This is a genomic window from Facklamia sp. P12950, from assembly GCF_050409465.1.
Lineage (GTDB): Bacteria > Bacillota > Bacilli > Lactobacillales > Aerococcaceae > Facklamia.
On the sequence record NZ_JBNUPK010000002.1, the window covers coordinates 109,696 to 133,536 of the forward strand.

At 38.4% G+C, this 23,841-nt stretch carries 28 protein-coding genes; 12 read left to right on the top strand and 16 right to left on the bottom strand.

From position 1 onward, the window contains the following. Positions 1–523 precede the first annotated feature (523 nt). On the top strand, positions 524–1,486 hold the full coding sequence (locus ACQV2Q_RS02495) for an asparaginase (protein WP_428873692.1): 963 nt from the start codon (positions 524–526) through the stop codon (positions 1,484–1,486). A 70-nt stretch (positions 1,487–1,556) separates the two neighbouring features. Here the strand turns inward: ACQV2Q_RS02495 and ACQV2Q_RS02500 are convergent, their stop codons facing one another. Continuing rightward, positions 1,557–1,838 (bottom strand): GNAT family N-acetyltransferase, encoded by a 282-nt coding sequence (locus tag ACQV2Q_RS02500; RefSeq protein WP_428873691.1) that lies wholly within the window; start codon positions 1,836–1,838, stop codon positions 1,557–1,559. A 173-nt stretch (positions 1,839–2,011) separates the two neighbouring features. Further along, a complete protein-coding gene (locus tag ACQV2Q_RS02505; protein WP_428881812.1) occupies positions 2,012–3,013 on the bottom strand; it encodes an ornithine cyclodeaminase family protein in 1,002 nt (333 codons plus the stop codon). Between the two features lie 241 nt (positions 3,014–3,254). On the opposite strand from ACQV2Q_RS02505, the gene ACQV2Q_RS02510 reads away from it, so the two are divergent. Beyond that, positions 3,255–4,034, top strand: coding sequence for a threonine/serine ThrE exporter family protein (locus ACQV2Q_RS02510; RefSeq protein WP_428873689.1), 780 nt, complete (start codon positions 3,255–3,257; stop codon positions 4,032–4,034). Between the two features lie 24 nt (positions 4,035–4,058). Here ACQV2Q_RS02510 and ACQV2Q_RS02515 read toward each other — a convergent pair whose 3' ends face one another. Together ACQV2Q_RS02515 and ACQV2Q_RS02520 are read right to left on the bottom strand one after the other, a co-directional pair. Beyond that, complete coding sequence (locus ACQV2Q_RS02515) at positions 4,059–4,781, bottom strand: TraX family protein (RefSeq protein ID WP_428873688.1); 723 nt, start codon at positions 4,779–4,781, stop codon at positions 4,059–4,061. A 126-nt stretch (positions 4,782–4,907) separates the two neighbouring features. Further along, positions 4,908–5,801 carry an LCP family protein gene (locus ACQV2Q_RS02520; RefSeq protein ID WP_428873687.1) on the bottom strand — a complete coding sequence of 298 codons (894 nt, stop codon included), beginning with the start codon at positions 5,799–5,801 and terminating at the stop codon, positions 4,908–4,910. Between the two features lie 193 nt (positions 5,802–5,994). Here ACQV2Q_RS02520 and galU point away from each other — a divergent pair, with 193 nt between their 5' ends. From galU to atpC, 10 genes are all read left to right on the top strand, one after another. Beyond that, positions 5,995–6,867, top strand: a complete 873-nt coding sequence (gene galU / locus ACQV2Q_RS02525; protein ID WP_428873686.1) for a UTP--glucose-1-phosphate uridylyltransferase GalU — start codon at positions 5,995–5,997, stop codon at positions 6,865–6,867. Positions 6,868–6,876: 9 nt separating this feature from the next. Next, the gene (locus ACQV2Q_RS02530) at positions 6,877–7,758 is read left to right on the top strand and encodes a UTP--glucose-1-phosphate uridylyltransferase (protein ID WP_428881814.1); all 882 of its coding nucleotides are present in this window, start codon (positions 6,877–6,879) and stop codon (positions 7,756–7,758) included. A gap of 434 nt (positions 7,759–8,192) precedes the next feature. Beyond that, positions 8,193–8,900 carry a F0F1 ATP synthase subunit A gene (gene atpB / locus ACQV2Q_RS02535; RefSeq protein ID WP_428873684.1) on the top strand — a complete coding sequence of 236 codons (708 nt, stop codon included), beginning with the start codon at positions 8,193–8,195 and terminating at the stop codon, positions 8,898–8,900. Positions 8,901–8,924: 24 nt separating this feature from the next. Further along, positions 8,925–9,137 carry a F0F1 ATP synthase subunit C gene (gene atpE / locus ACQV2Q_RS02540; protein ID WP_258435918.1) on the top strand — a complete coding sequence of 71 codons (213 nt, stop codon included), beginning with the start codon at positions 8,925–8,927 and terminating at the stop codon, positions 9,135–9,137. Positions 9,138–9,164: 27 nt separating this feature from the next. Then, positions 9,165–9,665, top strand: a complete 501-nt coding sequence (gene atpF / locus ACQV2Q_RS02545; RefSeq protein WP_428874747.1) for a F0F1 ATP synthase subunit B — start codon at positions 9,165–9,167, stop codon at positions 9,663–9,665. Further along, entirely contained in the window at positions 9,652–10,056 is a 405-nt protein-coding gene (locus tag ACQV2Q_RS02550; RefSeq protein WP_258435920.1) for a hypothetical protein, read from the top strand. The genes atpF and ACQV2Q_RS02550 overlap by 14 nt, the downstream gene beginning before the upstream one ends. Next, positions 10,053–11,588, top strand: a complete 1,536-nt coding sequence (gene atpA, locus ACQV2Q_RS02555; protein ID WP_428873682.1) for a F0F1 ATP synthase subunit alpha — start codon at positions 10,053–10,055, stop codon at positions 11,586–11,588. The genes ACQV2Q_RS02550 and atpA overlap by 4 nt, the downstream gene beginning before the upstream one ends. After that, positions 11,588–12,526 carry an ATP synthase F1 subunit gamma gene (atpG, locus tag ACQV2Q_RS02560; protein WP_428873681.1) on the top strand — a complete coding sequence of 313 codons (939 nt, stop codon included), beginning with the start codon at positions 11,588–11,590 and terminating at the stop codon, positions 12,524–12,526. The genes atpA and atpG overlap by 1 nt, the downstream gene beginning before the upstream one ends. 2 nt (positions 12,527–12,528) lie before the next feature. Then, positions 12,529–13,989, top strand: a complete 1,461-nt coding sequence (gene atpD / locus ACQV2Q_RS02565) for a F0F1 ATP synthase subunit beta (protein WP_428873680.1) — start codon at positions 12,529–12,531, stop codon at positions 13,987–13,989. Beyond that, a complete protein-coding gene (gene atpC / locus ACQV2Q_RS02570; protein ID WP_428873679.1) occupies positions 13,973–14,413 on the top strand; it encodes an ATP synthase F1 subunit epsilon in 441 nt (146 codons plus the stop codon). The genes atpD and atpC overlap by 17 nt, the downstream gene beginning before the upstream one ends. A 46-nt stretch (positions 14,414–14,459) precedes the next feature. Here the strand turns inward: atpC and ACQV2Q_RS02575 are convergent, their stop codons facing one another. From ACQV2Q_RS02575 to ACQV2Q_RS02630, 12 genes are all read right to left on the bottom strand, one after another. Further along, positions 14,460–15,623, bottom strand: a complete 1,164-nt coding sequence (locus tag ACQV2Q_RS02575; protein WP_428881815.1) for a nucleotide sugar dehydrogenase — start codon at positions 15,621–15,623, stop codon at positions 14,460–14,462. Between the two features lie 61 nt (positions 15,624–15,684). Next, positions 15,685–17,157 (bottom strand): FAD/NAD(P)-binding protein, encoded by a 1,473-nt coding sequence (locus ACQV2Q_RS02580; RefSeq protein ID WP_428881817.1) that lies wholly within the window; start codon positions 17,155–17,157, stop codon positions 15,685–15,687. A 119-nt stretch (positions 17,158–17,276) separates the two neighbouring features. Continuing rightward, the gene (locus tag ACQV2Q_RS02585; RefSeq protein ID WP_428881818.1) at positions 17,277–17,834 is read right to left on the bottom strand and encodes a DUF4230 domain-containing protein; all 558 of its coding nucleotides are present in this window, start codon (positions 17,832–17,834) and stop codon (positions 17,277–17,279) included. A gap of 198 nt (positions 17,835–18,032) precedes the next feature. Continuing rightward, positions 18,033–19,073 carry a glucosaminidase domain-containing protein gene (locus ACQV2Q_RS02590; RefSeq protein ID WP_428881819.1) on the bottom strand — a complete coding sequence of 347 codons (1,041 nt, stop codon included), beginning with the start codon at positions 19,071–19,073 and terminating at the stop codon, positions 18,033–18,035. Beyond that, positions 19,070–19,300, bottom strand: coding sequence for a phage holin (locus tag ACQV2Q_RS02595; RefSeq protein ID WP_428873674.1), 231 nt, complete (start codon positions 19,298–19,300; stop codon positions 19,070–19,072). The genes ACQV2Q_RS02590 and ACQV2Q_RS02595 overlap by 4 nt, the downstream gene beginning before the upstream one ends. Before the next feature lie 22 nt (positions 19,301–19,322). Beyond that, positions 19,323–19,547, bottom strand: a complete 225-nt coding sequence (locus ACQV2Q_RS02600) for a hypothetical protein (RefSeq protein WP_428873673.1) — start codon at positions 19,545–19,547, stop codon at positions 19,323–19,325. Between the two features lie 64 nt (positions 19,548–19,611). Next, positions 19,612–19,851, bottom strand: a complete 240-nt coding sequence (locus ACQV2Q_RS02605) for a DUF2922 domain-containing protein (RefSeq protein ID WP_428881821.1) — start codon at positions 19,849–19,851, stop codon at positions 19,612–19,614. 21 nt (positions 19,852–19,872) lie between these two features. Beyond that, positions 19,873–20,076, bottom strand: a complete 204-nt coding sequence (locus ACQV2Q_RS02610) for a hypothetical protein (protein ID WP_428873671.1) — start codon at positions 20,074–20,076, stop codon at positions 19,873–19,875. Between the two features lie 66 nt (positions 20,077–20,142). Beyond that, entirely contained in the window at positions 20,143–20,700 is a 558-nt protein-coding gene (locus ACQV2Q_RS02615) for a sigma-70 family RNA polymerase sigma factor (protein ID WP_428881822.1), read from the bottom strand. Positions 20,701–20,787: 87 nt separating this feature from the next. Beyond that, positions 20,788–20,964: a hypothetical protein gene (locus tag ACQV2Q_RS02620; protein ID WP_428881823.1), complete on the bottom strand. Its 177-nt coding sequence runs from the start codon at positions 20,962–20,964 to the stop codon at positions 20,788–20,790. Between the two features lie 514 nt (positions 20,965–21,478). After that, positions 21,479–22,420 (bottom strand): excalibur calcium-binding domain-containing protein, encoded by a 942-nt coding sequence (locus ACQV2Q_RS02625; RefSeq protein ID WP_428881824.1) that lies wholly within the window; start codon positions 22,418–22,420, stop codon positions 21,479–21,481. A 210-nt stretch (positions 22,421–22,630) separates the two neighbouring features. After that, entirely contained in the window at positions 22,631–23,833 is a 1,203-nt protein-coding gene (locus tag ACQV2Q_RS02630) for a M20 metallopeptidase family protein (RefSeq protein WP_428881826.1), read from the bottom strand. Between the last annotated feature and the right edge of the window lie 8 nt (positions 23,834–23,841).

The following is a 23,841-nucleotide window of genomic DNA, read 5'->3' on the forward strand; positions in this document are numbered from 1 at the left end:
CGACTTAATTTAGTATAGGTATATTTATGAAAATGTCAACAATAAGACACATCTAAAAATCACTTAATAAGCATAAAATCCACTCATTTTTGATGTGAACCCCTAAACACGAGCCACAATATTTATTGTAACTATGCGGCCTGTAGCCTATAGTCAATAAGTAAAAGTCCGTTTATTCTTTTCTTTTTGCGTGGGTGTATTCCGATAATCATGCGACATTTGAATTCTCCTTTATTGATGATTGGTCACTTCAATAGAAAATGAATTCAGTGTCGTTTTTTACTTAGACGAATGAGTGTCAAGTTCATTATAAAATCCGCCCTATATTATCATCCTTAACACCCTAATTTTTTAAAAAGCCCAAAGAAGTTTTCCCTATTACATCTGGTTCATCTGGATTTAGACAGGGGAAACGCCTTTTCATAACTTTAACCAAACTCTTATTAAAATCAAAGCGGTAGGGATTGTTTACTGAATTTGAAAACGTTATACTTTTCTAAGAACAACCATGAGGAGTGAAAGCATGAAGAAATTATTATTAATTAATACCGGTGGCACGATTGCCATGTCTGAAGACCAAACCAGTGGTAAGGTATCTCCCTCATCTGAAAACCCAATTATTACCCAATCTTCTTTCTTTAACCAATTCGCTGATATCACTGTAGAAGATTTAATGAATATTCCTTCACCGCATATGAACGAAGAATTGATGCTCAATCTTAGCAATTATATTCAATCGATATCGGATCAATATGATGGCATTGTTGTCACCCACGGAACAGATACTCTGGAAGAGACAGCCTATTTCTTAGAACTAACCCTTGATATCCCCATTCCAGTCGTTTTAACGGGAGCCATGCGCTCAAGTAACGAAATTGGATCTGACGGTTTAGCCAATCTCCGCTCTTCCATCTTTGTAGCCCGTGATGAGAAGTCCCGCGGCAAAGGGGTATTAGTGGTGATGAATGAAGAAATCCATACCGCTACTTATGTGACCAAAACCCATACCACTAATGTTGCAACCTTCCAGACACCTACCTTTGGACCGATTGGATTAATTTCTAAAAACCAGGTCATTTATTTCCAAGAATCACTGCACCGTGAATATTATAAAGTTAATTCAATTAGTAAAAAAGTTGTCTTAATTAAAACTTACGCCAGCATGGGGCCCGAACTCTTTCAAACAGTCCTAGATAATAATTTTGATGGCTTAGTTATTGAAGGATTAGGCGCTGGTAATATTCCACCCGAGACACTTCCACCCATTCAACAACTGTTAGAAAAAAACATTCCTATTGTGATGGTTTCTCGAGCCTTTAACGGAGTCACTGAAGATGTCTATGACTATGTAGGCGGTGGTAAACAATTGAAACAAATGGGGATCATATTTGCGCAAGGACTTTCTGGCGTAAAAGCACGACTTAAATTATCAGCGATTTTGAACGCGGAGATAGAAGGAGAAATTGCTTCAGCCTTCCATCTATAAGCTTAATACAAAGACGACCTCCCATTGATTAACGAATCAATGGGAGGTCTTAATTTATTGGCTTAAATCCTTAAGAGTCTGCCGTCACATCCTGATATTTTTCAGGATCCTTAGCTAGCTTGTGGGTCACATAGGTGCAAGTGGAAGTAATCTTTCTTCCTTCCCTCCGGGCTTTATCGACCATTGCATTGAACAACTCGCCAGCTAGCCCCCTACCCTGGTTGGTAGGGTGAGTAAAAGTATGAGTGACCCAGATTTTATCGCCTTCGGTTAATTCATAAACCATCTGTGCCAGTGTATTTTCTTGTTCATCTACTGCAACCAACCTTCTCGAATCATCCACGATTTTCATCGAAACCCTCTTTTCTAAACCTATTTTTTAACTGAAAGTCACTTAAAACCATTATAAACAAAATGTAAGCGTTTGTAATCTTAAACGACTCAATTTAACCTACTTTTAATATAGGAGAAATATAAGTATTGCTCGCTCTTAAAAGAAGCTCTAGGATGTTGGTCAATAAATAATTAAGCGGTAAAATCAAAGGAAGTTCCCAATCCTTGTGCTAAGGCCCTTTGATAGACTTCGTGAGCGACAGCTACATCCGTGGCACCGATTCCAATTGGAATACAGATGATGCGCTGATTTTTTGGATCAATCTTTTCACTCGGACTCTCAGAAAGTTCAGCCAAAGTAGCTGTGATATCTTCTTCTAAAATTTGACCTGACTGATAGAGAGGTTTTAAGATTCCACGATTAAGAGCTTGACTGACGTGGTCGACCACAATAGCATCTGCTTGGTGGATCAATTCGTATTCAATTTCTTGGTAGGATCCCATTGGGAAAACGATAGTTCCTTTTTGTACCCACTCTTCTTTTATTAAAGCAACCTTAGAAGGAGTTAGGGTAAAGACCGCGTCTACTTGACAAGCCTCTTGACCGTCTTCACAGATTTTAATGGCGCCTTGGACATATTTTTGCATATCCTCTTTAAACTCTTCGGCTGTATCGTGGTGGATATTCCAAACCCTTAATTCTACTATCTCAAAAACAGTTGAAATGGCATGAGTAACCTGTCTAGCTTGTTGACCAGCGCCGAAGATACCCATTTTAACCTTAGGCTTATTAAGCATATATTTTAAAGCTACAGCTGCTTGCGCTCCGGTTCGCATATTCGAAATCCGTGTCCCATCTAATACTGAAATAAAATTACCCATTCTAGCATCGACTAGCATGATCATCGCATTAATAAAGGGTAAACCCGCTTTAGCTCGTTCTCCTGCAAAACCTCCCACAAATTTTTGACCTGCTACTTTTAGAGAACCTAAATAAGCTGGCATGGCGTTAAGAAAGGCTTCATGAAAAGGCCAGCCTCCCGTTTCCCCCATATCCAAAGTTACCTTACCTGGATTAACCACTTGACCAGCCGCAAATTCTTTAAAAACATTGTCAATAATTTCAACGGTATCTTCCATGGTAATTAAATGCTCAATTGTGGAATCATTGATCAGTAAACTTGATTGATCCATTAAATCACCCCTTTATGATTATTGTATCATGACACTTTTCTTTTTTCGATGCTTTGAATAAATGCTTTAACGCTAGCTTGAGTTTGTTTGGTTTTCGCTTGATAAGCCATAGGTTCGTCCTTTCGTAATTAATTATTTAACAATTATTATACTTTACTCATAGTACTCGACCAATTGATTGACTCTCCTTGCCTTTTAAAGCAATAGGTTCTAAAATATAAAAAAGAAGGAGGGTGGTTGAATGCGTATTTTCTATAAGAAAGTTTTTAAATTAGCACGTTTAGCTGGGAAGATTCTTTTAGAATCCAATGCCGAGGAACACCGTGTTGAAGACACGACTTTGAGAATCCTTCAAACAACTGGCCTTGACTCCCCTTCTAGCTATTCCAACACCACCGGTCTTTTTTTATCGCTAACAGATACAGACTTGGCAGAATATAGTTTTTCTGGTATTGTCCGCATAAATCAGCGACAAAACAATATCCAACACATCGCTAAAGTAAATGATATTTCTAGATCCTATGTTTCTGGCGCAATATCTGTTGATCAAGCCTATGAAGCTATGAAAAATATCAAGGATGATAAGTATGGCTTTTTAATTAAATACATTAACCTAATCCTGATGGTCCTCTTCGTCATTCTCTTTGGCGGAACTAATATAGATATGTTGGTCGCTTTTCTAATTGCTTGTCTCATACTAGCTTTAGAATATTGGCGCAAAACAACTTTTCTCACTGACTTTTTCTTTAATATCTTATCCATCGCTCTAGGATCTTTAGCCGTAAAATGGATTGATGCTAGTTTCCCTTCAACCATTCATCCAGGCATTATTTTAGGAGCTATGATCATGCCAAATTATCCAGTAACTTCAACGACCAATGCCATGCGCGATATTCTTAAAGGGAACAATCTTGCTGGTATAATCAAGGGCATTGATGCAATAATGGTCATCATTTCTCTGACTATTGGGTATACCCTAGGAATTCTTCTTAGTCAAATACTCCTGCCCTTCCTAAGCTAAAAACCGATAGCCAAAAACTGATTTTTAATTGGATTTAAAAAGCATTAATTTAATTAGATAAAGCAATAAAATATGTCCCGGATAGGCCCAATAGTGAAAGGCTTGTTGAACCCTACCACGCTTACCATTATAAAAAAGAATAAATAGACTGCTTAGAAAGACAGTGGGCATGAAATACTCAAAAGCAAAGGCTGGCAGAACGGCTAGCGCCTCTCTTAATCGTTTACCATAAGCAAAATAAAAAATTAAAGCAGCTAATAAACCAAATAAGTCATAATCTGCCATAGTTAAATATGCTAAGCCAAAGCATAAGCCGACACTCACTAAACGCATCAACCAACGATCTTTAAAATAATCCAGACTTACAAAAAGCATTAAGGCAATCAATAATTCTATGAAAACATTTTGATGGTTCCAATAAAAGACTTGATCAGCAAAGGCTAAATCAAAAGGTATTTCCGATATCACTGCTAAAAACCCCAAACGCATAAAATAACGCTTCAAATTTTTAGTATGATGATAACCTTCTAATAATAGATAAAGATAGATTGGAAAAGCTAAGCGCCCAATATTTCGCATAATTTCATAAACGCTTACCATCTGGCTTAAGAATTCATAGCTGTAATCACTCTGATGTCTAAAGATGCCCATTTCGATCAGAACAACAGCTGTATGGTCAATGATCATAAAAATTAAAGCCAACCACTTTAAATGGCCAGCTGTTAAAAAGCCTTTAAAGTTCTTCATTTTATTGTCACCCACTCATCAAATTTATTTTTAAAATTATTCTTATTATATAGAGAAAACGCTTTTAAAACAATAAAAAACAGACAGCTAGGGGCAATGATGCTATGCCTAGCTGTCTGTTTTCATTTATTTATCCGATTCTTTTTCTAATTTAAAGCTTTCTTCATTTTCTGAATTATTGGTAAGCTTACCGTCTAACTCGTCCTTAATAATTTGTTGATTCTTATTAAAGGACTCTTCAGTAATTTGATCATAATAGATGCCGTCTAACATAAAGCCTTCACCTTCAAATTGATTAAAGGTTAGCGTTGGACGCATATCTAAGTGTGAAATTACTAGCTTACCCAAATCAAACATATTGAGATTCATCCCCACATATTTGTTAATAGCCGTCGTCATATCTATTACTTCTTTAATACCTCTGCTTTTATTTAAAGCAGATTGGGCAATACCAACTACCACTTGACGTTGACGCTTTTGACGAGCATAGTCGCCACCAGAATTGTAGCGTTCTCTAACGTAAGCAAGCGCCATCTCACCATCTAAATGTAGTTCTTGACCTTCAGTAAAACTATAACCGCTGATTTCAAAAGAAGTTGGTGGAACAACATCAATTCCTCCTACAGAATCAACTACATCAGCTAAGCCTTTCATATCAACGGTAATATAGTATGGAATTTCAATATCTAACCAGTTTTCGACTGTTTCAACTGACAATTCTGGTCCCCCAAAGGCATAAGCGTGATTGATTTTATCCATTCCTCTATCAGGAATATCAACATAGGAGTCACGAGGAATAGAGGTAATGACAATATTTTCTTCCTTAGGATTTATCGTAGCAACCATCATAACATCTGAACGCCCAACTTCTGTTCGACCTAAATCGCCCGTATCAATCCCTAAAAGTAAGACTGAGAATGGCTTATTAATATCCATAGCATGGGTAGTCACAGTAGTTGTGAATAATGATGTCATGAATAAAGCAAAGACAGTAATATATTTAATTAGTTTTTTGGACATTGTTCCATCTTCCTTTCTATAATAGCATAGTTATTATAAGTTATTTACGAGGCGATTTCTAGAAATTCACAAAAAATACTAACTTATCACTAATCACTTTAAAAACTTTGAGGCTATTTAAGAATTGACATGGCTTGAGAATATCAGATAAAAGCCGTATGATAAAATGGATTACAAACAAAGGAGATTGTCTATGAAAGTTAGAAAAGCCGTCATCCCCGCAGCAGGGCTTGGAACTAGGTTTCTTCCTGCAACAAAGGCCATGCCTAAAGAAATGCTTCCTATCATTAATAAACCGACTATTCAGTTTATTGTGGAAGAAGCCCTTCAATCAGGTATCGAGGATATCTTAATTGTGACCGGACGGTCTAAGCGGCCCATTGAAGACCATTTTGATGCCAATGAGGAGTTAGAAGCCGTCTTAGAAGCTAAAGGTAAAGAAGAATTACTAACCACTGTCAAAGATCTTAATAAGATTAACCTCTTCTTTAAACGTCAATCTTATCCAAAGGGACTGGGCCACGCTGTTTTACAAGCCAAGAATTTTGTAGGAGATGAACCTTTTGTCGTCATGTTAGGCGATGACTTAATGACCGATACGGTTCCTTTGACCAAACAATTAATCGATAATTATAAAGATACCCATGCCTCTACTCTAGCAGTCATGTCAATCCCACCTCAAGATACCTCCAAATACGGTGTCATTGATCCGGAGCGCCAATACAAAAAAGGTATTTATAATGTGAGACGGTTTGTCGAAAAGCCAGCACCCGAAGTCGCACCGTCCAATTTAGCTATCATCGGCCGCTACCTATTAACACCAGAAATCTTTTCACTATTAGAAACACAAACAGCTGGGGCTGGTAACGAGATTCAATTAACTGATGCCATCGATCGCTTGAATAAAATCCAACGCGTCTTCGCCCTGGAGTTTAATGGACATCGTTATGATGTAGGAAATAAATTCGGTTATATGAAGACAGTAATAGAATATGGTCTCAGTCTTCCGGATTTACGCGATGACTTAATTAAATTTATCAAGTCCACTGTTGACGAGCGCTTATAGGAGGTTATTATGACTAAGGTTCAAGTTAAAAAAGCTGTTATTCCAGCCGCTGGTCTAGGCACGCGCTTTTTGCCAGCCACCAAGGCAATTGCTAAAGAAATCTTACCTATTATCGATAAGCCGGCCATTCAATTCATTGTTGAAGAGGCTATTGCGGCTGGGATTGAAGATATTTTAATTATTACTGGTAAAGGAAAACAAGAAATAGAAGATCATTTTGATGCCAACTTTACCCTCGAACAAAATTTAAAAGCCAAAGGGAAGGAGAAACTCCTTAAACTAGCCACTGAAACATCTAACTTAAATATTCATTATACCAGACAACACCATCCAAGAGGACTGGGTGATGCAGTTCGTCACGCCAAGGCCTTTATCGGCAATGATCCCTTCTTACTACTCTTAGGAGATGATATTATAAGGGGAGAAAATCTTTCCAAACAGATTATTGATCTCTATGCGAAAAAAAGACAAACAGTAATTGCCGGCGTTCGTGTCGATCCTGATAAGACCAAAAATTATGGTATCTTAGCTATTGAAAAAACAGCTACCCCTCACGTCTTTCAAGTCCTCGATATGATAGAAAAACCACAAGATCAACCGTCTTCAAATATGGCTGCAGCGGGGCGTTATATCCTAGAACCGACAATCTTTTCCATCCTAGACCAACTTGAAGTTGGAGCAACAGGTGAAGTGGAATTGACTGACGCCTTAATTGAATTACAAAAAACGCATCCCCTATTAGCTTACGAATATCAAGGCGAATGGTTTGAAGTAGGAGATGCTAAAGGGATGCTCAAAGCTTCTATTATATTCGCCATCGATCATCCTGAAGTTAAAGAGGAATTTATCCCTTATCTTAAAAATTTAGCTGAAAAGTTTGAGAATGAATAGTTATAAAAGCAGTGTCAATTTATGACTCTGCTTTTTATTTTAGAAATTATAAAGGCTATGGAGGTCGATAATAAATAAGAAATTTCAGAAAACACAAATAAAAATAAAATTTTTTTCTAATATTCGTGTTTTTATATTGTATAATATTGCACCACTTAAATAATAATTTATGCCGTTTTATGTAAGCGAATAAAAAACGATTGTATCCCCTATGCTATCAATAAATAACTCCATAATTATTAAAAAACTTTAACAAGTTAACTTAAAGGTTAAACAGCTATAAAAGCCAAAGCACTACGATTTCTTTTGAAAGTCATAAAAATTATGCTATAGTGGATATAAGTGCTAAAATTTTACTTTTTTTCTTAGAAAAATAGTTTAACTGTTTAATAAGTGTAAAATCAGCATTAAAACTTATGAAAGAAGGAATCTGAATGGAAGATACACCGATTGTTCGTTTTCTCGGCCTATCTTTTAACTTCAACACCTTGATAGCCACCCTGGTCGTGGTAGCCATCATCACGGTGTTGTGCTTATTAGTTAGCCGCAGATTATCAGCCAATCATCCTTCCAAATTCCAAGTTTTGATGGAAATCATCATTGAATTTGTTGAAGGCATCTGTGACTCAACCCTCGGCCAGCACCAAAGTGTTTATGTCAATCTAGGGTTGACCTTTTTCTTGTTCGTTTTTGTGTCAAACTTAATTGGACTCCCCTTTTTAATTGTGACAGAGCATGAATCATTTTGGCGAAGCCCAACGGCTGATCCTATCGTAACCATTTCCCTAGCAATTATTGCTATTTTATCAGGTCACATTTTAGGGATTAAAAAGAATGGTTTAGGAGGTCACTTTAAAAACTTTTACGCTCGCCCAAATATTTTAAAATTACCTTTACAATTGGTTGAGGAAACAATCAATACAACCACCTTAGCCTTACGTTTGTTTGGTAATATTTTTGCCGGGGAAGTTTTAGTCGGACTGATTGCTAAATTCGCTATGGTCTTCATTCCATTTACTTGGGTAATTGCCATTCCCTTACAATTTGTCTGGCAAGGCTTCTCTGTCTTTATTGGTGCTATCCAAGCTTATATTTTTACCACTTTAACTATGGTTTATTTATCACACAAAATTAATCACTAATCCAAATACAAAGGAGATTTAAATATGACTGAATTAGCTGCTGCACTTGCTGTCGGAATCGCTGCCCTAGGTGCGTCAATTGGTAACGGAATGGTTATTTCTAAAACCATCGAATCCATTTCACGTCAACCCGAATTAGACTCACAATTAAGAGCTTTAATGTTCCTAGGTGTTGGTCTGATTGAGGCTGTTCCGATTATCGCTGTTGTTATTTCCTTTATCTTAATCTTTAGCTAACCATCAACTATTTAAGGAGTGTCAATATTGGACTTTACTATTATTCTGGGCGAAGCCCTTTTAACGCTTGCATCCTTTTTGATTTTACTCTTTGTCATCCATAAATTCGCATGGAAACCCTTCAACCAAATGCTAGAAACGCGTCAGAAGAAAATTACTGACGATTGGCAAGCGGCTGAAGAAGCTAAGAATAAGAACAAGGAAGCCCTATCACAAATTGATGCACAACTAAAATCAGCTCACTTAGAAGCTGAAAAAATTATTCGTCAAGCACAAATTGATGCCAATCATCTGCGCGACAAGATGATTGAAGAAACACGTCAAGAACAAAGCAAAATGCTGCAAATGACGCAAGAAGATTTAAAACTACAAAGACAAAACTTTGCCGAAAATATGCAAGAATCATTAGTCCATATGGCAGTTGCCATGGCAGGCAAGGTCATTCGTCGTGAAATTTCAGAAGATGACCACCGTCAAATGATTCAAGAATTTATCACTCGATTGGAGGAGCTCGATGAACAACGGTAGACTTCACAAACAAGAAGACTTAGCAGAGCTCGCCCTAAAATCAGGACGACAGGTCACCTATGAAGATGACCTGCTCTTCGAACTGCTAGACATTGAAATTAATGATGAAGAAGAAGGTCAAGAAATCTTAAAAGAGTTAACTGGAGAGCGACTCTTTTTATCTTCAGCGATCCCCTTAACCAAAGCAGAAAAGCTTAAAATTGCCCGTGAATTCATGCGCATTACTGGCTTTTCTATTCGTTCTTTTACCACTATTATTAACCCAGACTTAATTATTGGTGTCCGCTTACAAAGCGAACGGTTCTATTATGAGCTTTCTGGCGGACAGATCTTGCAAACTATGCAAAATGAAATTAATATTCCGGAAAGTGAAGAGGTGATTTCTTCATGAGCACAAACGAAAAGTTTACAAAAGATGTTTTAAAACAAATCCACGACTTTGAAATTGATAAGAAGTTAGAAGAAATCGGAACCGTTTCTTATGTCGGCGACGGTATCGCCTTTTCTGAAGGATTAGACAACGCCATGTATGGTGAGATGGTTGAGTTCAATGATGGAACCATCGGCATGGTACAAAACCTTGAAAACGACCAAGTCGGAGTAATTATTTTTGGCTCCTACCATCAAATCCATGAAGGCGATATTATTCGTCGAATGAACCACACCATGGAAGTTCCCGTTGGTAAGGCCCTGCTTGGACGAGTGGTAGACGCCTTGGGACGTCCCATAGATGATAAAGGACCTATTTTAACCAACAAAACACGACCCGTCGAACAAGAAGCTCCGGGCATCATGGAAAGACAGTCGGTTAAAAAACCTTTGGAAACAGGTATTAAGGCCATTGACTCCCTAGTTCCCATCGGAAGAGGTCAAAGGGAATTAATTATTGGAGACCGTAAAACTGGTAAAACTTCACTCGCCATCGATGCCGTCTTAAATCAAAAAGGCAAAGATGTTATTTGTATCTATGTAGCGATTGGACAAAAGGAATCAACGGTAAAAAACATTGTCAATACTCTGACCAACCGTGGTGCAATGGATTACACTATAGTAATGACTGCTTCTGCTTCCAAGCCTGCTCCTCTTTTATACATCGCTCCCTATGCGGCAACTGCTATGGCTGAGGAGTTTATGTACGAAGGAAAGCACGTCTTAATTATATATGACGATTTATCCAAACAAGCAGCAGCTTATCGTGAAATGTCCCTCTTGCTCAAACGACCACCTGGGCGTGAAGCCTATCCTGGGGATATTTTTTATCTACACTCACGTCTTTTAGAACGTTCAGCTAAATTATCGGATGAATTAGGCGGTGGTTCGATCACTTCTTTACCGATTGTTGAAACGCAAGCAGGTGATATCTCAGCTTATATCCCAACCAACGTTATTTCCATTACAGACGGACAGATCTTCTTACAAAGTGATCTCTTCTTCTCTGGCGTTCGACCAGCCATTAATGCCGGACTATCGGTTTCACGGGTTGGGGGATCTGCGCAATTAAAAGCCATGAAACAAGTATCAGGAACCTTACGTTTAGACCTAGCTTCCTATCGCGAATTAGAAGCCTTTACTTCCTTTGGATCAGACATCGATGAAATGACTGCCCGCCAATTAAGACGTGGCGAGCGCATCGTTGAAGTTTTAAAGCAAGGCCTTCACAAACCTATGCGCTCTGGCGTTCAAATCATCGTCTTCTACGCTTTAGGTAATGGTTACTTTGATAAGGTATCCGTTAATTTAATTCACCAATTAGAAGAAGTAATTGCTAATGAATTTACTACCTATCATGCCGGGCTTTTACGACAATTAGAAGATAACCAACCCCTACCAACTGAAATCGAATTAAATGGTATTTTAGACAAAGTTGTTGATAATTTTATCCTAGTTCATTCTGAAGGATCTAAAACAGGAAGTGATAAGTAATGCCGTCTTTAAACGAAATCAAACGACATATTGCTTCTACTGAAAAAACAAAAAAAATAACTAATGCTATGCAGATGGTCTCAAGAAATAAAGTCAACCATTTATTGGATATGACTCAATCTTATCAAGTCTATATTGATCATTTAAGAGAAACCATAGTGCAACTGCACTATACCTTAAAAGTCACCCCTCCTAACTTTTCCAAACCAGAAATTCGCTCTTTAATCACTCCCCGGAAAGTGAACAAAATTGGTATTTTTCTTATCTCAACTGATAAGGGCTTAGCAGGTTCCTATAATGTTAACTTAATTAAGGGGCTGGATGAGTGGATTGAAGAACAAAACTTTGATGAAGAACAAGAATTAGTTTTTTATACCCTAGGACGGACAGGTGAAAGATATTGCCGCGAACGGGGCTACAAAATTGCTCGCTCTTACTATCCGCTGTCTGACCAGCCGGGCTTTCAAGAAGCTCACTACTTCATCAGACAACTACGTTCAGCCTATGTGGAGAAAGAATGTGATGAGCTTTATTTAGCTTACAATCACTATGGAGTAGGTTCCGGTACGAATTCAAAATTTGGAGTCGATAACTTATTACCGGTAGTTTCTTTAAACCGCCGTATGGAACTTGATCCATCTTTTGATAAAAAAGAATTAATTTCGGAAGTCTTTTTAATCGAGCCCTCAATGGAAGCAGTATTAGAAGGCTTAGTTCCTCAATATATCGAATCTTTTGTCTACGGTGCCCTCTTACAGGCCAAAACAGCTGAACATTTCTCACGTATGATTGCCATGCAATCGGCCACTGAAAATGCTAAAGAAATCATTGAAGACTTGCAGTTGCGCTATAATCGCGCCCGACAAGTTAAAGTAACCAATGAAATTATCGAAATTGTTGCAGGTGCTCAAGCCCAACATAAAGAAAGAAGGAAATAAGTATGCGAATCGGACATATCAAACAAGTAATCGGACCGGTCGTGGATGTTTCCTTTCCTTTAGAATACGGAACACCAGAAATCCATCATGCCCTGGTTGTAACCGACCTTGAGGAAGTAAATGAAACATCCGACTTAAAGACGATTCTCCAACACCGAAAAGTGGTACTCGAAGTCGCTATTGATATTGGGCATGACACCGTACGTACCATTGCCATGGAAGCAACCGAAGGTTTATCACGGGGCATGGCTGTTGTCGATTTAGGTGAAGCCATTAAAGTACCCGTAGGTGAAGCTACATTGGGACGCGTATTCAATGTTTTAGGAGATACAGTCGATAATGGACCTGAACTCTTCCCAGATGTAGTCAAACATTCCATTCATGCCGATGCGCCTGAATATAGCGAGCTGGCTTCAAACTTCGAAATCTTAGAAACAGGAATAAAGGTCATTGACTTATTAGCTCCCTACCTCAAGGGTGGAAAAATTGGTCTTTTTGGAGGAGCCGGTGTCGGTAAGACGGTATTAATTCAAGAATTAATTCATAACATTACCCAAGAACACGGTGGCCTTTCGGTCTTCACTGGAGTTGGTGAAAGAACGCGTGAAGGAAACGACCTCGTCCATGAAATGCGCGACTCTGGCGTTTCTAAAAATACAGCCATGGTCTTTGGCCAAATGAATGAACCCCCTGGAGCTAGAATGCGGGTAGCTTTGTCTGGTTTAACCATGGCAGAGTATTTTCGTGATGTAAAGCATCAAGATGTCTTGCTCTTTATTGATAACATCTACCGTTTTACTCAAGCAGGTTCTGAAGTTTCGGCTCTACTTGGAAGGATGCCTTCAGCAGTAGGTTATCAACCTACCTTAGCTTCTGAAATGGGAGCCATGCAAGAGAGAATCACTTCCACCAAGGCAGGATCGATTACATCCATTCAAGCAGTATATGTACCAGCCGATGACTATACAGATCCAGCGCCAGCGACTACCTTCTCTCACTTAGATGCAACCACTAACTTAGAGCGTAAATTAACCGAGCAGGGTATCTACCCAGCAGTTGATCCACTCGCCTCCTCTTCTTCAGCCTTATCTGAAGATGTTGTTGGCGAACGACACTATCGGGTAGCCCGTGGCGTTCAACAAACTTTGCAAGGCTATCAAGACCTCAAAGATATCATCGCCATCTTGGGTGTAGATGAGTTGAGTGAAGTTGAAAAACTAACCGTTAAAAGAGCCCGACGTATTCAGCTCTTCCTATCACAAAACTTCCACGTAGCAGAAGCCTTTACTGGTATTCCAGGTTCATACGTAACCGTACAAGAAACAATTGACGGCTTCGAAGGTATTCTAAATGGTGATTACGATAATCTGCCTGAAGAAGCTTTCCGTAACGTAGGAAATATCGATCAAGCCATTGAAAAAGCTAAGAAAATGGGAGTGGATTTGGATGACGCAAACGCTTAAAAATCTACAAGTTCAGATTATCTCTCCTAATGGCGTAGTCTATACCAAACGTGCCCGCAAATGTCATGTGCAAACCATTGATGGTGGTATCACCATTCTACCCAATCATATTGCCATGATGACCGTCTTAGACATCTCAACTGTTATCGTAGCACCTCTAGTCGAAGGCAAACCGGATGACTATATCGCTATTAACGGTGGACTATTGGAAATTCGGGACAACGAACTTAATATTATTGCCAACATGGCCGTTCGAGCCCTAGATATTGATGACGCCCAGACTAAAATGGAGTTGTCCATGGCTGAAGATAAGCTGAAACAAGCAGAAATCAATCAAGATATTCGCGCTTATCATTCAGCTGAAATTGAATTACGAAAAGCACTCAACCAATTGGATGCTTTCAAACATCAACATAATCAATAAAAAGAAACCTTCCGTTTTCAAATTAACGGAAGGTTTTATATTTATCTTAATTATTGCCAAAAACGTCGCGACTATAGACTTTTTCTTTTACAGCTGCTAATTGATCTGCAAGGCGATTAGCAAGAATAATATCAGCCTTTTGACAAAAGACTTCAAAATCAGCTACAACTTCTTCGCCATCAAATTGCTTTTCTTCAAGTGTCGGTTCATAGATAATTATCTCTTTGCCTTCTGCTCGCAGCTGTTTAATAATATCAAGAATAGCAGATTGACGGAAATTATCCGAATTGGATTTCATGGTCAAGCGGTAAATGCCGATTACTTGCGCTTGATGTTTTAAAACTTGTGAAGCAATATGTTCTTTACGGGTTGCATTCGAATCCACAATCGCTTGAATTAAGTTGTTTGGAACGTCTTGATAATTAGCCAGCAATTGCTTGGTATCCTTAGGCAGGCAGTAGCCACCATACCCAAATGACGGATTATTGTAGTGATCACCAATTCTAGGGTCAAGCCCTACTCCTTGGATAATGTGCTGACTGTTTAAGCCACGTACTTCAGCATAGGTGTCCAATTCATTAAAATATGAAATCCTTAAAGCCAAATAAGTATTGGAGAAGAGTTTTACTGCTTCTGCTTCAGTTGAAGGCATGGTTAAGATAGCCACTTCTTCATCCAAGCAAGCCTCAGCAAATAATTCAGCTACTGTCTGACTATGAACAGATTCATTGCCGACAATAATACGAGAAGGATGCAAGTTGTCGTAAAGCGCCTTACCTTCTCTCAAAAATTCTGGTGAGAAGATAATATCCATACCATATTGTTGACGGATCTCTTGGGTATATCCAACCGGAATGGTTGATTTAATCACAACTACTGCCTGAGGGGCATATTCTTTAACTTTATCGAGCGCCTCTTCGACAGCTGAAGTGTCAAAGTGATTATTAGCGTCATCATAATTAGTTGGCGTAGCAATAATCACTAATTCTGCCCCACTATAAGCATAGCTAGGATCATCGGTGGCTTCTAAATTTAAAGAATGATTGGCTAGGTAATCTTCCATTTCAGCGTCCACAATAGGTGCAATTTTTTGATTGATTAAATCGACCCTTTCTTTAACAATTTCCATCGCTTTCACTTCATTATATTGAGCCAAAAGAATCGCATTTGAAAGCCCGACATAACCCATTCCTGCAACTGTTATTTTCATGACGCCACCTTATCTTTCGTTATTTTAATTCTATTATACAAAAGTTCACTCTAAGTTAAAACTAAATATCCCGTGCAGATTCAAGCAAGTGTTTCACACAAGCTTCTGCTTGCTTATAGGTCAGCTTGGTATTATTGTTACCAAATTGAGTAGAGAAAATCCAATGACCTGTTAGATATAAATGCTCCAATCGGCCAAATCTTTGACTAAGAACTTGAGTATGCGGCCAATCAACAAGAATACCACCCAATGGATTTGCTTGGATAATTCCTTCTTGATACATTTGATTAATTAAAGGATCATGTTGAGCGGCTGTCTCTAAGTTTTGATCAAAGCCGGTTGCATTGATTAAATAGCCGCTTTGATAGCGTAAGCCTTTTTGAGTGATAACGGTAAATCCTTGGGCATTCACTTCCACAGCTTTCATACCAGAAACAATCCGAATACGTCCATCTTTCAAACCTTGTAAAATAAACGCAATACTTTCAGCCGGTGTTTGACTTCTAAAATGTTCGAAAAGTCCCATAAAATCTTTAAAGAAGCGTATGCGATCTTGGGATGATAAGGCCATATTCAAGGCTGGTAGAAAGGCAGTCAACTTGCGACCATATAATTGTAAGATACTTAATCGACGGTTTTGTTGGTGGATAGCCATTAAACCTTCTCCAATGGATCCTTGACTGTATCTTTCGACTAAAGATTTCCAATCTACCCCATTGGCTTCCATATCCTCTTCAAATTGATGAAATATAGCTTCTAAAGGGATTGTTTGACCATCAGATTGGGCCAACTGCTTATCAATCCAATCTGCATTTAAGTTAAAAACCAAGTCTTCGGCATAGCGTTCAAACTTCGGTGTCGAAAAGGGCTGGTCTAAAATATAAAAAGTCACCGGATGATCAATGGTAATTGGATAGTGATCTTGTAAATAACGCATAATATCAATCCCAGTTAATCCGGATCCAATGATTCCAATTCCTTTTTGATAGTCCAAATCACTTAGAAGCTGTTCAACTGGATAAGGATGGTGAATATAGCCTTCTTGTCCCAAAAGATTATAATAATCGGCATAAGGTGGATGACCTACTGTCATTAAGACAGAATCATAAGGTCCGTATTGCTTACCTTGCGCGTCATATAGATAATAAGACTTGGGGGATTTAATTTTCAGTTGATGAATACGCTGATTCACCACATGAATGATATCTTCTTCAAAGTATGGACTAAAATAATCTTGGATATACTCACCAAAAATAGGTCTGGGTGAAAAAATATCCCTGCGAGCATATTCTGGATAATGATCTTGTAACCACCTTAGATAGTGGTCAGCGTCTTGCCATTCAAAGCCTAAATCACCGACATAGGAGTTCATTAATAATTGGTTAGAATCAGGCTCATAAGGGGAGCCTACTCCCAATTGTTTACGGTCTTCGAAAACATCCACATGATTTATCAGACCTTGGTGATTTTCTTCAAGGATTGTTTTAACGGCAGCCGCTCCAGCAACCCCTGCTCCAATAATTGCTACTTTCATAATGACCTCCATTATCTTTTTCTCAACTTCCATTATAACGAATTTGAATTCGCTTTACAGTATAGAATCATAACAAATAAAAAGCCCTTACCAAGCGGTAAGAACTTTCAGTGAATGAATTATTTAGCAACTTCAATTTTTAGTTCAATATCTGGATTGATTGAACGAATCATATCAAAGAAGAGGTTTTTAACTTGAACTTTAGAGTATTCTTGGGCTTCAGTTAACAAGCCATTACCCAAGGCATCCGCTTCCATTTGAGCATTTAATTCTGCCTGGAAATCTGTGATGTCACTTAGTTTGAATGGGTTAATAAAGGAACGGTCTTCATCGATGATTTTTAAGGAGTCATCATTGACTTGGTGGGCTAATATTTTAGCTTTAGGAATAGTAACAATGACTTGCTTGTCTTTAGAATCTAACTTAATCTCTTTTAGATCTATACCGGCATGAATGACACCGGTATAGGAATAGATAAATTCGGATTCGGTAAAAGGTATCTTCCAGTTTTCAATGGCTTTTTGTTTTTCAAAATGCGCCATATTAGTATAGTGGTATTTCATAGTCGTTAATTCTTGTGACTCTTCTAAGCGCGTTTTGAGTAACTCCATGTCTTTACTGGTTACATCCTGCGGAAAAATACTAGAAAAGGGGCCAAATCCTAAGCTACCAGCCACTCCTACTAAAACAACTGCTACAAGGGCTCCAATAACAAACTTTAGGTCTCTCTTTTTAAAATTAATCTTTTTTAATTTAGAGAAATCAAGCCCTCTTTCTTTTTTATGCTTAAATTATAGCCCAGTAAATTCAGCCTTTCAATAGGTATTTTAATTGAATTTATTAGGATATTTACTGATAAACTTAACTTTCGCTTATCAGATTTCGGTGATTTGATAGCGCTTGCCGGCTAATTCAAAAGTGGCTTGTAATTTTTGCTTTTCTTTTTTAAGTGGTATCGCTAATTGCTGACGAAATTGCTCCATTTCTGCTCGATTATAACCGGGACACAGGGTATTGTTATTAACTTCCCAATGTCCTTTAACAGCAGAAGCGGGTATGTTTAAATCTTTCATGAGTTTACGCGTGAGCCAGTCTCTAGCTTTGATTTGTTGAGGCGAATAGTCTTCTTTGGCATTAGCTTCTACTGATAGATGGACACAGAAATGATTACAATTGGCTACCCCCCAAGTCATGCGTTCTAGGTCATAATTTTGGTAAATTTGTCCTTGACTATCGATATAAAAGTGATAGCCTCCACGATCCCATCCACGTTGCTTATGCCAAAAGACCTCGTGGTCTGAAATGTGACGATTTAAAGACCGTTTCACACCTGTATAGTGCCAGACAATGGTTGTGATAGCATCTAAGGAGCGATCGTGAGCTTGCCCTCCTAGGGCTTTTGACCGCCGGTCAATAATAAGAGGCTCATCCAATTGCTTGAGGCTATTAACAGCTAGGTTATAGCTCGTAAGATCATAGCAGTTGATAATTTCAATTAACTTTTCACCATAATAGGGGTCACTGGCATAAATGCCTGTTAAAGCCTTGGCTTCTTCAAAGGAATCCGCTGCTGCAATAGCGGCCTTATAGGCAACCTGCTTACGGTAGTTGGTTGAAGTGAAGAAATTAGCATGGTCTTCAATGCCTTCTTCCAGACTCTTATAAGCACGAAACTGTGAAACGACCATCTGGCCATTTGCTTCTAGTGAAGGATGGTCGACTACCTTACCCTGCCAGGGAGCAGATGCTTTAATACCAAAACCATTATTGGATTTAAGATATAGCGGTGACCGTCCCCCATTGGATTCTAAAACAAATTGCGCCATCCGGGTCGCAACCGATATCGGACTTTGATATTTCTGAAAAAGTGGTGCTAAGCTAGCCATTCTTTGACTCATCCAAGCCTCTCTTATCATATTAAGGCCCCCCAACCCTTAGGCGAGTTATCATTATGATGATAGTGATAAGAGGATATTTGTAAGATAGATCCTAAAAAGATAGTTAACAAATTAATCAGCCCTACCCATTGACCTCCTTGATTCAAGTGGTACAAGTCGGCCATTCCTTGTACAAAAACAGCCAAGGCTGGTAGAAAAATTAATACGAGCCATTTGCCTAAATCATAAAAACGATTAGATAACATTCTATCACCCTTTCTATTATTTTTATATCCATTGACGACTTTCTGCCGGCCACATAAAATAATCGTTTTGATCGACCTTTTGTTTAATCGTTTGTAGCTCTTGGTTAAACGCTTCTAGTTTGGCCTGCATCCAATCAATGCGTTCAATTAGATCATGCAAGGCAGTAATCAGGCCAATTAACTTAGAAATCAAGGTAATCACTGCAATAATCGCTCCAGCATAAGAACCCAAATCAATCAAATGCATGCACAACCTCCTTTTAGTAATAAGGAGCTGAGCAAACACTCAGCCCCTCTAAAATCATGCTTAACTAAGCTTCTTCATAGGCATAAACATCGGTAACGTTACGCTCAACATAGCGAGCGGCAACCGGAGTCACATACATATCTAAGCCCTGATCATCTTTGAATAAATCACAGTCAACTAGAGCCTGCATCACAGCTTCGGCAGTTTCTTTATTAACTGAATCAGCTGGTTGATTAATCGTAATCTTACGCGTTTTACCCGCCGCATCTAAGAAAATCAATTCTAATACCATACTATCTTTCATCTTGCTTTCCCCTTTCCATCATTAAATAAAATTATAAGCATAAACAGCTTGAGCGGTATCGGTTGGATTAATGGTTAATTGATCGATTTGATCTTTAACCAACTGCACTTGATTGGGAGTAACCCCCTCAATCAAGCCTTGAATAGAGACATTAAAAGTCTTCTCTGTTGTCGGATTCATACCTTTAAGCGCTAAACGCCCTGATTTGTATTCTTTACTTTCCATTTTTCATTCCTCCTAGGTATTTATGTAAGCCGTACGATCTTACACCTTATACACACAATCAGATCATCAAAAACGGCAAGAAAAAGACAAGTTTTTAGATTTTTCTTTAAAGAGAGGACCGAGCTTAGCTGCAATACGCTTTTTATCATTGCGAAGGGTGCGCTCAGAGATGTTGCAGAGCTGGCAGATTTCACGATTACGCCATTTTCCTTGTAAAATTAAATTGAAAATCTTACGCTCTCGTTCTTTTAGATAGTCTTTAACAGTTTGTTCCAATAAAAAGATTGATTCTTTTGAGCATTCTTCTCTCAGCTCTTCGATAAGATCTGATAAAATAACAGGATCTGTCGGGGTCACTTGATAAGTGGATTGGCGCAAACGATTGAGTAGAAACCATTTTAAACCCTTACCCGCATAAGCGATAAATTGATAGCGATGATCGATACAATTTAAGGGATCGCCTTCAAACTTTTGATAAAGCCTTATCAACTCTAACCGCATCTCCTGAAGATGGTCTTGATAATCGTTATGGTGGGTAGACAATTGGTAATGATGGAGCCAGTGATGGATGAGGGGGTCAAACATAATAATGACATTAGTTAATTCTTCAGATGATTTTTTCATTAGTCTTCCTCCTTGAATTTTGACATGAAAAAAACGGGCCGAAAGCTAAGGAATATCCTTACAATCTAGCCCGTCTAGCGGTTCTGCTTAATTCTTATTTTTATTTTTATTTTTCTGAGTTACCTGCGCTTCTTGAATGGTTACACTATCGGATGGAAGAAACTGAATCTTGGTTTCAATTCCTTTGCTAACAATAACAACCGTTTTCTGTTTCAAATCGAGCTCACAGACTTTCTTGTTCCTCGAATTCCTTATTTCGAGCATCCGAATCCTCCTACTATATTCAATTGAGTCCATGTGATGACTCATAGTTTCTCATCACTTTATTCAAAACACAACTTATATGATAAATGGCTTATAACAAAACAAAATAGCAAATTAAAAGACAACTAAGCGATTCTTTTTCTTATAGCTATAGGTAGCAGGCTCCCCCTTCCTCAGATTTATTGTTAAATGTTGATCAACAATTTGAATTATACATATTTTTAAAGCCTTTGCAATACTCTTAAGTTTAAAATTTTTAATAATTGAAATTTTTATTTAAAAAAGGGCCTCTTTTCCTCACTCTAAGCCGATATCATACTCTTATTAAAATAAAAACATATATTTAAGATGATATAAGCAGAAGTGTGAAGAAAAGATAGTAGCTTTGACAATCGGTTGAAAGTTGACAAAATTTTAAAAAATTATAAAAAGTTGCTGACTAGAAAATAAAAGAGCCAATAGCTCGGATCGCTATCAGCTCTGAGGGGCAAGAGTCAAGATTTAGCGTTCAGCTTTACTCGCAACCAATACCATCATTATCTCGATCTAAGTGTGGACCATATCCAGGTTGTCCACGATAGACGGGAGCGGCTCCTGCTTGACGGGCAATGGTACAGTTCGCATAATAAACATTTTGCTCTGGGGCTGGTTCTGGTTCTGTATTAGTGTCAACAGGTTCTTTTGACACTACTGGCGCTGAAACTTCTTCCGTTTGATTAATGTATGAATTATTAGATTCTTGCGTTGGATGGGATGGGTTATTTTTGCTCGGTAATTCAAATAAAGCATTTGCTTTTTGAGTATTATCGGCTTGAGAAACAACGACTTGACCCGTTTGTGTATTTTTAATCACTTCAGGGAATTCGGCATTGGCTAGAAACTGATTGGAGTTATCCTCCCAAACATAATAACGATTTTTGGCAGCATAGTCTTGGGATTGAACAAGAACATCTAAGTATTCATTAGCCTTTTCTGCTTCTTTTGTTTGGTCGAGTTGGATCACTGAGTAGCCTTCCGTTAAGAGAATTTCTTGCACTAATATGCCATCTAACCATAGGTTTGCCGCATAGTCTTCTTGTTTAACAGATTCGTCTGAGTGATTTTCTTTTTCAACTTCAAATAATTCTAATTCGACCTTGTCAGCATCTTTCATCAATTCTTCCAAGCGCTCTTTAGCTTCTTGGGCATAGGCTTCATCTTTTTCTTCTTCTGGTGAGAGGATATGCAGTAAGTTAAACGTCATAAGCTTATCCTTATCACTCTTTAAGCTGGCTTTCATGGTATTGGCCGAAAGAACCTTATATTTGTCCACTTCTTCAAAGTTTGATTGGTCTTCTCTTTCAGCAAAGACCACATAGCCTAACTCTTCCTCATTGACTTCTGCACTTACCCACGTATTAAAGAAAAGACCTGAAGTCAATAAGCCGACAGTGGCTGCTAGTAACCATTTTTTCATTGTATGCTCTCCCTTATAATTGATAGTTAATGTTAATAATTATAACATAAAAAAAGAGCTATTTTCTATATCAAAAGCGAAGAATCATGGTGTAAAACATCTTGTGTAAACTCAAAAATGCTCCTTGTATAGAAAAAGAGGACCATGTCTTGTAAGATTAAGTTACGACAACTAAATCCCAAGAACATTGGAGGTCCTCTTTTAATCATTCTATTGTAAATAATCAAGGGTTGCTAAAATAAAGGCCTTAAAGGCTAAGATGAGCTTGCTTTCATCGATATCGAATTTAGAAGAATGGTGACCATGGAACTGGCCTTCAATCTCTCTTGGGTTGGCTAAAAATAAGAAAGTTGCTGGAAGCTCTTTACCATAATAGGCAAAGTCCTCAGCCCCCATTAAGGCCTCTGCTGATGGAATAAGGTAATCATCGCCTAGTCCTGCTTGTAAAGCTTTAACAGTATCTAAAGTAGAGGCTTGATCGTTTACTAAGACGGGGTATTTATACTCATAAGACAGGTCAATTTTTACATCATAAGCGACTTCCAAACCTTTGGTAATCTTATTCATTCGCTGATGAACAAATGCTCTCAAATCATCATTTAAAGTCCTTACGGTGCCTTCAATGAAGACTTGATCAGGGATAATATTTTGATTAAAGCCCCCTTCAATATGGGTCACAGAAACGACTACTGGATCACTGGCTTTAATATTCCGACTCTTAATGGTTTGAAAGGCCATTATCAATTCGGCAGCCACTGTAATCGGATCTTTGGAAGATTCTGGATAACCGGCATGAAAGCCAAAGCCTTTGATTATAATCTGAAAACGATCCATCGAGGCCATCATAGGACCAACACGATAAGAAATATGACCCGGAGCAATTGCTTTATCTAAATGACCGATATGAAAACCTAATACCCGTGTTACATCCGGATTTTTAAGGACACCTTCTTGAATCATTGGCTCTGCCCCTCCGGGGTATTCTTCACCGGGTTGGAAGATTAGTTTAACCTTACCTCCAAATAAATGACGGTGATGGGATAAAAAGTCAGCGACGGCTAGAAGCGTAGCCGTATGTCCATCATGGCCACAAGCATGCATATTACCGTTTCTCGAAGCAAAAGACAAGCCCGTTTCCTCTTGGATGGGTAACCCATCCATATCGGCTCGAAGTCCCATTACTCGATCATTTGGACTCCCTTCTTTGCTTCCTTCTATGACGACAGCCAAGCCATTTCCGTTGACATAATGGTCTTCAACCGAAAGACCCATTCCTATGAGTTGACTGCGAACATAATCCACTGTCTTCGGCAAATCTAAGCCTAACTCAGGAATCTGATGCAAATCACGTCTCCATTGAATGATTTTTTTTTCGTATTGATCATTTCTTTCAAATAGTTCTTTGCTTGGCATTAAACCAC